11 protein-coding genes and 1 tRNA gene are annotated in these 9,769 nt (G+C 55.5%); 5 read left to right on the top strand and 7 right to left on the bottom strand.

Going from position 1 to position 9,769, the window contains the following annotated elements; genetic code table 11:
* Positions 1-4: 4 nt before the first annotated feature.
* A tRNA-Phe gene (locus AB8B76_RS15080) sits at positions 5-80 on the bottom strand.
* 94 nt (positions 81-174) lie between these two features.
* Positions 175-612 carry an LEA type 2 family protein gene (locus AB8B76_RS15075; RefSeq protein ID WP_405273693.1) on the bottom strand — a complete coding sequence of 146 codons (438 nt, stop codon included), beginning with the start codon at positions 610-612 and terminating at the stop codon, positions 175-177.
* Positions 613-963: 351 nt separating this feature from the next.
* Here AB8B76_RS15075 and AB8B76_RS15070 point away from each other — a divergent pair, with 351 nt between their 5' ends.
* Positions 964-1,830: an SDR family oxidoreductase gene (locus AB8B76_RS15070; RefSeq protein WP_405273692.1), complete on the top strand. Its 867-nt coding sequence runs from the start codon at positions 964-966 to the stop codon at positions 1,828-1,830.
* 10 nt (positions 1,831-1,840) lie between these two features.
* On the opposite strand, the gene AB8B76_RS15065 is transcribed toward AB8B76_RS15070, so the two are convergent.
* Together AB8B76_RS15065 and mutY are read right to left on the bottom strand one after the other, a co-directional pair.
* Positions 1,841-2,113 carry an oxidative damage protection protein gene (locus tag AB8B76_RS15065; protein ID WP_405273691.1) on the bottom strand — a complete coding sequence of 91 codons (273 nt, stop codon included), beginning with the start codon at positions 2,111-2,113 and terminating at the stop codon, positions 1,841-1,843.
* Positions 2,110-3,186, bottom strand: coding sequence for an A/G-specific adenine glycosylase (mutY, locus tag AB8B76_RS15060; RefSeq protein ID WP_405273690.1), 1,077 nt, complete (start codon positions 3,184-3,186; stop codon positions 2,110-2,112). Before mutY ends, AB8B76_RS15065 begins: the two co-directional genes overlap by 4 nt.
* Positions 3,187-3,332: 146 nt before the next feature.
* On the opposite strand from mutY, the gene hisB reads away from it, so the two are divergent.
* Genes hisB through hisF form a run of 4 tightly spaced genes read left to right on the top strand, consistent with a single transcriptional unit; the run spans position 3,333 to position 6,131 of the window.
* Positions 3,333-3,926 (top strand): imidazoleglycerol-phosphate dehydratase HisB, encoded by a 594-nt coding sequence (gene hisB / locus AB8B76_RS15055; RefSeq protein WP_405273689.1) that lies wholly within the window; start codon positions 3,333-3,335, stop codon positions 3,924-3,926.
* 38 nt (positions 3,927-3,964) lie between these two features.
* Positions 3,965-4,630: an imidazole glycerol phosphate synthase subunit HisH gene (gene hisH, locus AB8B76_RS15050; protein ID WP_405273688.1), complete on the top strand. Its 666-nt coding sequence runs from the start codon at positions 3,965-3,967 to the stop codon at positions 4,628-4,630.
* Positions 4,624-5,361 (top strand): 1-(5-phosphoribosyl)-5-[(5-phosphoribosylamino)methylideneamino]imidazole-4-carboxamide isomerase, encoded by a 738-nt coding sequence (gene hisA / locus AB8B76_RS15045; RefSeq protein ID WP_405273687.1) that lies wholly within the window; start codon positions 4,624-4,626, stop codon positions 5,359-5,361. The genes hisH and hisA overlap by 7 nt, the downstream gene beginning before the upstream one ends.
* A complete protein-coding gene (gene hisF / locus AB8B76_RS15040) occupies positions 5,361-6,131 on the top strand; it encodes an imidazole glycerol phosphate synthase subunit HisF (RefSeq protein WP_405273686.1) in 771 nt (256 codons plus the stop codon). The genes hisA and hisF overlap by 1 nt, the downstream gene beginning before the upstream one ends.
* Positions 6,132-6,187: 56 nt before the next feature.
* On the opposite strand, the gene AB8B76_RS15035 is transcribed toward hisF, so the two are convergent.
* The 3 genes from AB8B76_RS15035 to AB8B76_RS15025 form a co-directional block, all read right to left on the bottom strand.
* On the bottom strand, positions 6,188-7,159 hold the full coding sequence (locus AB8B76_RS15035; protein WP_405273685.1) for an alpha/beta hydrolase: 972 nt from the start codon (positions 7,157-7,159) through the stop codon (positions 6,188-6,190).
* A gap of 30 nt (positions 7,160-7,189) precedes the next feature.
* On the bottom strand, positions 7,190-8,611 hold the full coding sequence (locus AB8B76_RS15030) for a S41 family peptidase (RefSeq protein ID WP_405273684.1): 1,422 nt from the start codon (positions 8,609-8,611) through the stop codon (positions 7,190-7,192).
* 158 nt (positions 8,612-8,769) lie between these two features.
* On the bottom strand, positions 8,770-9,769 hold a 1,000-nt coding region (locus tag AB8B76_RS15025), incomplete at its 5' end, for a murein hydrolase activator EnvC family protein (protein WP_405273683.1).

Genomic DNA, 9,769 nt, shown 5'->3' with positions numbered 1-9,769 from the left:
AAAATGGTGCCCGGAGACAGAATCGAACTGCCGACACGGGGATTTTCAATCCCCTGCTCTACCGACTGAGCTATCCGGGCACAAACCTTTACATCCATCCTTGACGTCATTTAGGGGCGCTTGGTGCGTCCTCTACGCAAGGGCCGCGTATTAAACCTATCGGTCCGCTCACAGTCAAGGGCGGGCGTTCAAATCTATTGTTCCCTCTTTGCTAACCCGAATCGCTCCCCCGATCCCCGAGCGCGATAACTTGGCGTTTAGCTTGTAGGGTAAACCGCCATCGACGGGATTAGACATAAGGTCTCGGATCAGCGATAGCGAGCCAAACATGCCAGCAGCGACCTCCAGCTCAGCAACGCTCTCGCTGTAGGCGCCTACACTGATTCCATCGTTACTTACCCCTGACAGTACTTTTGAACCGCGGATAGACACGTCATAGGCGATGCCGTCGATAGCCAAGGGTATGGAATTTGGGTTGACGATGCGCAGCTTCACTAAAAAACGTGCTTCCAGCCCTTGGCTTGGCAGCGGCTCCAAGCCCAGGAGCTCTACTTCTGGCTCGTCAAAGTCCAGTGCTCCCATGCCGGCGCAGCCCGCCAAAGAGAGGAGCATAGCAGCGGCTATATATCGCAAGCCGTGTAAGAACCAGCTTTCTTGTGTTAAGTCTATGTGCATAAGAATTAGTTAACCATCACTGTCAGCGTGACGAAGTCACTTTCCCAATTAAACCCGTTACCCGTCCTTGGACGGAGGTGGGCCGCGTAGATCATGCGTCGGCTACAGCGAGTACTCGAGCCCGCCGCAGGCAGCGATACATGAAAGTAAAAAAACCTCGGTAAAAGAAACCCAGACTATATTTAAGCCGTAAATATAATGTTTTTTACGCTATTGTGACGCGCAGTCGAAAACACCGCAGAAAACATCGCAAAGAATCTTGTTGAACATACAGTAAACGGAGTTCCTATGAGCCTTAAGAATAAAACAATCTTCATCACGGGCGCGAGTCGAGGTATTGGCTTGGCTATCGCTAAGCGGGCGGCTGCTGATGGCGCGAACGTCGCTATTGCTGCCAAGACAACGGAGCCTCACCCCAAGCTGCCGGGCACTATTTACACGGCCGCCGAGGAGATTGAAGAGGCGGGGGGCAAGGCATTGCCGCTGGTTTGCGACATTCGTTTTGAGGATCAGGTGCAAGCGGCTGTTGATAAGACCGTAGAGACTTTTGGCGGTATCGATATTTGCATTAACAACGCTAGCGCGATCAGCCCAACGCCGACCCTGGGTACCGAGATGAAGCGTTATGACTTGATGAACGAGATCAACACGCGCGGTACGTTTTTGACGTCCAAGACCTGCATTCCCCACCTGCAAAAGTCTGACAACGGCCACATCCTTAACCTGGCTCCGCCTTTGGACATGGAAGCCAAGTGGTTTGCCCCCCATGTGGCCTACACGATCGCAAAGATGGGTATGAGCCTGTGTACCTTAGGTATGAGTAAGGAGCTCGCAGACGATGCTATCGCGGTTAACTCTTTGTGGCCTCTGACGGCCATCGACACCGCTGCGGTACGCAACGTTCTGGGTGGAGATGCGATGAGCAAAGGCAGCCGAACGGTGGCCATCATGGCTGACGCGGCCTACGAAATTCTTACCCGTCCCTCGAAAGACTGCACGGGCAACTTCTTTGTTGATGAAGTTTTACTCCGCGATGCGGGTGTCACTGATTTTGATCAGTATGCCGTTGTGCCGGGCGAAGACCTGTTTAGAGACTTCTTTGTACCCGACGACGTTGTCGATAGCCTGCCGACTAAAACACTGACCATGTATTAGACGCTGCGGTTTATGACTCCGGGGGCACGTAGCCCTCGGCTTTGTCGTAATCCTCGCCGGCAAAAAACTTGTCCATTTCCTGCTGAAGATACTTACGGGCTTCGGGGTCGATGAGGCTCAGCTGCTTTTCGTTAATCAGCATCGTCTGATGGGCCTGCCATTCCTCCCAGGCCTGCTTGCACACGTTCTCAAAGATGTCTTGCCCTTTGGGGCCCGGGTACGGCGGCGCATCCAGCCCCGGCATTTCCTTTTGATGCTTGCGACAAAACACCTGTCTGCTCATGGCTTATCTTCCTTTTGTGAATCATTAATGCCTCGCACTGCCTCGTCCCAGAGGCGCTTCACTGGTGCGGCCAGGCCCACTGCGGGAGCGTCCTGAGCGGGCCAGCATCGCAGTTCCTGACCTTCGCGGATTAGCGTCGGGGTTTTCGACAGTGTAAGGAGTAAGGGGCTTATCTCAAGATGGTAGTGACTGAAGCTGTGCCGAAGCGATGGAAGCACCTTTGTACCCACTACTTCTACGGCCAGCGATTCTTCACAAAACTGGATTGCAGCAGCGGTATCGCTAACCTCGGGAAAACACCACAGGCCTCCCCAAATACCCGCTGATTGCCGACGTTCCAGCAATAGTTCTCCGTCGGGAGTGTGGGCAATGACGAAACTCGTTTGCCTTGTAGGTATTGTCTTTCTGGGTTTCTTACCTGGGTAGTTACTCTGGCTTGCCCCCTGCAAAGCGAGACAGTCGCTCGCCTGAGGACAACGATGGCACTGGGGTTTTGAGCGTGTACACAGCGTTGCTCCCAAATCCATGATTGCCTGGGTGTAATCGGCGACTCGCGACTCTGGAGTGTGTTGCTCCGCCAACGCCCAGAGTTTTGAGGCCACGGCTGTCCTGCCCGGCCAGCCCTCTACTGCGTGGTATCGGGCAAGAACGCGCTTTACGTTACCGTCGAGAATCGCCGCTCGGCCATTAAGCGCAGTGGAAAGGATCGCGCCAGCGGTGGAGCGGCCTACCCCGGGCAAACTTTGCAGTGCATCGAGATCGGCAGGAAAAGCGCCGCCAAAATCGTCAACCAGGGTCTTGGCGGCCTTATGAAGATTGCGGGCTCGAGCGTAATAGCCCAGTCCGCTCCAGTGGTGGAGTACCTGATCGATGTCGGCGGCGGCCAGAACCTCAATACTGGGGAAGCTTGCTGTAAATCGTTCGTAATAGGGAATGACTGTAGCAACCTGGGTCTGCTGCAGCATGATCTCTGACAGCCACACGTGATAGGGCGTAGCATCACGCTGCCAGGGCAGGTTGTGGCGGCCATGATCGTCGTACCAGGCTAAAAGGCGTTTTGCGAAGTCATCCATAAACGCTGGCGAGACTATCCTTGCAGCGGGAGAATTGCCAATGAATCCATACGCTCGCTCCCCTATAATGTCGCGCTTTCGCGATTGTCATCACGACGCTCATCGCGATGAACTTCGTGACAGACGTCGCGAGCTGGAGAAAAGACATGTCAGAACGTAGCGCAACGGTTAGCCGCGATACGCTGGAAACACAGATCACCGTCAGCGTGAATTTGGACGGCAGTGGTAAAGCCGAGTTTGATACCGGGCTGCCCTTCCTCGAGCACATGCTCGATCAGATCGCGCGCCACGGCATGATGGATATCAACATCAAGGCAAACGGCGACCTGCACATTGATGCCCACCATACGGTAGAAGACATAGGTATCACCCTCGGACAGGCTTTTACCAAGGCCGTGGGCGAGCGGAAGGGTATTCAGCGCTATGGACACGCCTATGTGCCCCTTGATGAGGCCCTGTCACGAGTGGTCATCGACTTTTCCGGGCGTCCGGGCCTTGAGTTTCATGTGCCGTTTACCCGTGCGGCCGTGGGTAACTTTGACGTGGACCTGTTTTACGAGTTTTTTCAGGGCTTTGTTAATCACGCGCTTGTGACCCTGCATGTAGACAATCTCCGCGGCGATAACAGCCATCACCAGATCGAGACGGTGTTTAAGGCTTTTGGTCGCGCGTTGCGCATGGCGCTCAGCGCAGATCCGGCTATGGCTGGCGTGACGCCGTCAACTAAGGGCGTCCTCTAAGCCGGGGATTTTCTGCAGAACACGTTCCGGAGACGACTGTGAACGGCTCTTCCAAAAACAATAGCGTAGCTGTCATTGACTATGGCATGGGCAACCTGCACTCCGTGGAGAGTGCTCTGCTCCATGCCGGTGCTGATGAGGTGATCGTGACCCACGATGCGGATTTGATTCGCAGCGCTGACAGGGTTGTTTTCCCCGGGGTTGGGGCGATTCGCGACTGCATGTCCGAGATAAGGCGCCTGCACTGTGACGCCCTGCTGGATACTGCGCTTCGGGAGCAGCACAAGCCTGTATTAGCGATATGCGTTGGTATGCAGGCGCTAATGCAACACTCAGAAGAGAACGGCGGCGTTGACTGTCTGGGCTTACTCGACGGGCAGGTTCGTCATTTTGGCTCGCCGCTTCACGATGAGGACGGGGGGCGACTCAAGGTCCCTCATATGGGTTGGAACCGTGTTCATCAGGAGCGACAACATCCGCTGTGGCAAAACATCGCCGATGGTGAGCGCTTTTACTTCGTGCACAGCTTTTACGTAGATGCGAGTGACCGCTCGCTGCTAGCGGGCAGTGTGGACTATGGCGTCAAAGCCGATGCGGCGTTGGCACGAGACAACCTGTTTGCCGTGCAGTTTCACCCCGAGAAGAGCCACAGGGCAGGACTGCAGTTATTGAGTAACTTTTTGAACTGGGATGGAACATGCTGATTATTCCGGCAATTGATCTTAAGGACGGGCAGTGTGTGCGTCTTCGTCAGGGCGAGATGGATGACAGCACGGTGTTCTCTGACAATCCCGTTGCTACTGCGCAGCGCTGGGTAGATGAGGGATGCCGGCGTTTGCATCTTGTAGATCTGAACGGTGCTTTTGCGGGCACACCCGTTAACGGCGATGCCGTGACGGCGATTGCCAAAGAGTTTCCCGAGCTGCCTATTCAGATTGGCGGCGGAATCCGCGACCTTGAGACGATTGAGTTTTACCTGAATGCGGGCGTTAGCTACGTCATTATCGGCACCCAAGCGGTGAAGCAGCCGACCTTTGTGGCCGAAGCCTGCACGGCTTTTCCCGGCAAGATTATCGTCGGCCTGGATGCTCGAGATGGTCGCGTTGCCACCGATGGCTGGGCCGAGGTTTCTGCGCTACAGGCGACGGATCTTGCAAGGCGCTTCGCCGATGATGGCGTCAGTGCCATCGTTTATACGGATATTGCCCGTGACGGCATGATGCAGGGCGTTAATGTAGAGGCCACACTGGACATGGCGCAGGCGGGAGGTATCCCCATCATTGCATCGGGTGGCATTACCAATATGCGCGATATTCGCGCGCTGGCAGCGCTTAATAGCGCCGGCATCATGGGCGCGATTACTGGACGAGCCATTTACGAAGGCAGCCTTGATCTTGCCCAAGCGCAGCAATACTGCGACGAGAACGCCGCCTGATGGGCCTCGCAAGGCGCATCATCCCCTGCCTTGATGTGGACAATGGGCGCGTCGTGAAGGGCGTGAATTTTGTCGATATCCGTGATGCTGGCGACCCCGTGGAAATTGCAGCGCGCTATAACGAGCAAGGCGCCGACGAAATCACGTTCCTGGATATCACCGCCAGTCACGAGAACCGTGACACGACTGTTCACATGGTCGAAGCCATCGCGCGGGAGGTGTTCATACCGCTTACTGTAGGTGGTGGTATTCGCAGCGTCGAAGATATCCGTAGCATGCTCAATGCGGGCGCTGACAAGGTCAGTATCAACACCGCAGCCATCCATGACCCGGATCTTGTGCGTCGTGCCTCCGAGCGGTTTGGCGCCCAATGCATCGTCGTGGCGATCGATGCCAAGCGTGTTGACGACGTTGATGGAAAGCCACGCTACGAGATTTTTACTCATGGGGGTCGTAAACCCACAGGGATTAATGCCGTGGAGTGGGCGCAGCGTATGGCTGAACTCGGTGCCGGCGAGATTCTCCTTACGAGCATGGACCGAGACGGCACCCGCGACGGGTTTGAGCTGGGTGTTACTCGTGCAATCACCGACGCCGTTGATATTCCCGTGATTGCTTCAGGGGGTGTTGGCACTCTGAACCACCTGGTTGAGGGCGTGACCAAAGGCGGTGCCGATGCAGTGCTGGCGGCGAGTATCTTCCACTTCGGTGAGTTCACCGTGGGTCAGGCAAAAGAGTACATGGCCCAAGCGGGGATAGAGGTACGCTAAGCTTCGGGTATCTGCACCCAGCTGCCTGGGTGCCCGAGGTTCGCCGCCTGATCCGTCTAGTCGGCGATAAACCCACTGATCAGACTGGCTGTTTCATCGCTTGTACCCGGCGCCAGAATATCGCCCGTGAGTACATGAGGGCTGAGACTCTGGGGGTTCTCTACCTTATAAATTTCCTTCTGACCTGCAGGTAGTTGCTCAAAGCCGGCGAGCAATTTGCTGACGGACACCACGTCATCCTGCGGTGAGTAAACCAGCATTGCTTTTGGCGTCTTGGCTTTGGGAGTGAGTTCTACCGCAAGATTGACCAGACGCATCATTTCTACGATGGACGCCGTGGGGTAATCCGTAGACCAGTACTTTGCCTGTAGTGGGTTTGCAGCCGTCCAGGATCGACGCTCCCCCAGAATCAGCCTTGTGAGCTGCGGTCCATAGGGGCCCGTCGCGATGCCCGATCCTTCTCCTGCTGGTCCAAAGTTCGGTGATACCAAAACCAGGCTGTGGACCGAAGAAAAGTCCGGGTGCCTTGCCATTGCAAGAGCAACCGTTGCACCCGTAGAGGTGCCCATAAGAATAATTTTGTCCCCCAGTGCTTTGGCGACAGCGAGAGCCTCGGCGCCATCCTCCATCCAGTCTTCCGCGCGGATGTCAGCTAATTTCTGATCTTCTCGCCCATGTCCCGCAAGACGGGTTTCAAAAAGGTTGGCACCTAGCGCCTCGGCGACCAGTTCTGGCACGGGTGCGATCTCCTGACGAGTTGCAGAGAACCCATGGAGGTACACCAGCACGTACTCACTGCGCGCTCCCGTTTCTGCATTCCAGACAATACGTTTTTCAGCGCCATCGGTTACGCCATACTGGGTGTCTTCGACGGCTTCTCTCTCACGCAGGTAGCTATCTAAATCATCGGGCACCTCAGCTGAGGGCGGAACGGGTGACAGCTTTGGCGGCTTGGTTAGCAAGCCACCTAAGGCGATAGCGAGGACACTCAGTCCAAGGACAATTAGAACCACTTTTTTACCGGACATCAGTAGTTTTTCTTACACCTGGGGCCTGGATCAGGATTCACTGCCGCTGTCTTCAACGGCGGCGGTTTGCTGCCCTTCTGGCAAAGCTCGAGGGGCTCGAGGATTGATGATGTTGATGCCTTTGAGCAGGATGAGTGCTTCGTAAAGTTGGTTGTCTCGGGAGATAAGCCCTTCGCTGGCTTCGGCCTCCACGGCTTCTTGCGCAGTCGTATTGTCCAGATGACCCGCGAGATCCTTCTCACTCACCCTCCCGGATTCGTCAAAGGTCTCTACCTTAGCGCGCTCTACAATAATGTCGGGCTTGATACCCTCGGCCTGAATTGATCGGCCGTTTGGAGTGAAGTAACGCGCAGTGGTCAGTTTTACCGCGCGGGACTCAGAGATAGGTAGCACGGTCTGCACGGATCCTTTGCCAAAACTTTGGGTCCCCATGACGACGCCTCTAGCATGATCCTGAAGTGCGCCAGCAACGATTTCAGATGCGCTCGCAGAGCCGCGATTGATAAGCACCACCAAAGGTGCGCCATCAGTTATGTCGCCTGCAGCTGCGCCATAATTCTGGGCTGCGTTGTTCAGGCGGCCCTCGGTGTAGACCACATCGCCGCTCTCCATGAAGAGTCCGGCTACGTCGACACTGGCGCCAAGAACCCCGCCGGGGTTGTTGCGAAGATCCAACACCAAACCTTTCAGAGGCTGCTCGGCTAACAGTTTTTCGATGGAGGCTTTTACATCATCCCCGGTCTTTTGCTGAAACTGTGAGATTCGCAGATATCCAAAACCGGGCTCCAGCCATCTTTCGCGAACACTCGCTACCCGGATGGTGTCCCGTACAAGTGTTACGTCGAAGGGTTCCTGTTCTCCCGGGCGGCCAATGGATACGACGATCTCGCTGCCTTTTGGCCCGCGCATCTTCTCCACCGCCTTGTTGAGGCTCAATCCCCGAATAGTGACGCCATCGAGTTTTAGAATGACATCTCCAGACTGGATGCCGGCGTCCGTAGCCGGAGAGCCATCAATAGGTGAGATGACTTTCAAAAAGCCATTCTCCATGCCCACTTCCAGGCCCAGTCCCGAAAACTCGCCGCTTGTGGAGGTCTGCAGGTTTTCATAGGCATCTCGCTCCAAGTAGGCGGAGTGGGGGTCAAGGCTGCTGAGCATGCCTTTAATGGCATATTCCAAAAGGGTGCTGTCGTCGATTTCTTCTACATAGCCCACGCGAATCTGATTAAAAACGTCCGCGAAGGTACGAAGTTCGTCCAGGGGAAGCTCACCGTCGTTGCTATCGTCCTGCGCCATAACAGCCGCGGTATTGCCAAGTAACAGTCCTGTTACACCTGCGAGGAAAATCTGGCGCACGCCAACAGTTGCACGCTTGTAACCGCGCAAACTGGTGTTACTCGTACTGTCCTCTGCATTAGCTGAGGCGCTAAAGCGAGATCGTAAAATATTCATGGTATGCATAAGGTGACTTTGAAAACCTCGATTCTGGAAACTTCAGTGTAGCCTAATCGGCGGGCACTCCAAGAAGCGCTAAATACCACCTAACTCTCTCTTCATGACGTTTGGTGTTTAACTCTTCCTAACTCGTGTAGCTCAACTCTTCAAAATTTTTAACTACGGCACCACCCTTGGGGGTCTGTGGGTTTTCCGTCTTTGCGTATCTCAAAGTACAGCCCGGCCTCACTTTGTCCGCCACTGTCGCCCACCGTTGAGATGGCTGCTCCGGCGCCCACCCAGTCCCCAACCTCTCTAAGGAGGCTCTCGTTGTGGGCATAGAGACTTAGATACCCCTCTCCGTGATCAATCACCATCAGTAGGCCTGATCCTCGAAGCCAGTCCGCATAAACAACGCGGCCATGGTGGATAGCAGTAACGGTACTGCCCGACTCCGCTTTGAGCCGCACGCCTTGCCAGCGCATCTTTCCCTGGTTCCTCGGGCGACCAAAGCGACTGGTGATACGGCCTTTTACTGGCCAGAGCATGCTGCCTTTGGCAGCGCTAAAAGGTTCGACATCGTCTTCGGGGATTAGTTGCGCAAGGGCCGCGTCGATCTCGGCCAGAAGGCCCTCGAGCTGCTCCCGATCCTGCTCTCTGGCCGCCAGTTGAGCCGCATCGCTTTTCAGAGACTCGTCGATTTCCGCTAGTAGTTTTGAGCGCTCTTTACGTTCTTCTTCGAGTTCCCGTTGCTGTGAGGCCAAAGAGCTCTGCTGTTCCTCGAGCTGGCTTTTTCGCGACTGGAGATCAGCCTCCAGTGCAACGAGGGAGGTTAGCGTATCCCGATACCCCTCGAGAAGTTCGCTTCTTGCCGCGAGAATGTAGCGATAGTAGGCAAGCATACGGGCCAACACTTGCGGGTCTTCTTCTGTGAGCAGCAGTTTGAGTTGGTCATTACCGCCGCCTTTGTAGGCTTCGCGGATTTCTGCGGCAACCGCATCTTGCTGAGCTGAGGCGGCAGTCTGAAGCCGGGTTTGTTCTATTCCCAGCTTTGAGATTTCGCCTTGGTTACGAGTTATTGCGGAGCGCGTTTTCCGCTGCTGCTCTTTTAGCCGGCCCAGGGCGGTTTCGCTGCGGCGAAGGTTCGCCTGCAGGGAGCTGCGTTCTTTTTCGCGC

Source organism: Congregibacter sp. (genome assembly GCF_045107095.1).
Classification (GTDB): Bacteria; Pseudomonadota; Gammaproteobacteria; order Pseudomonadales; family Halieaceae; genus Congregibacter.
Note: the sequence above shows the minus strand (reverse complement) of the source record. Positions and strands in the feature narration are given on the sequence as shown.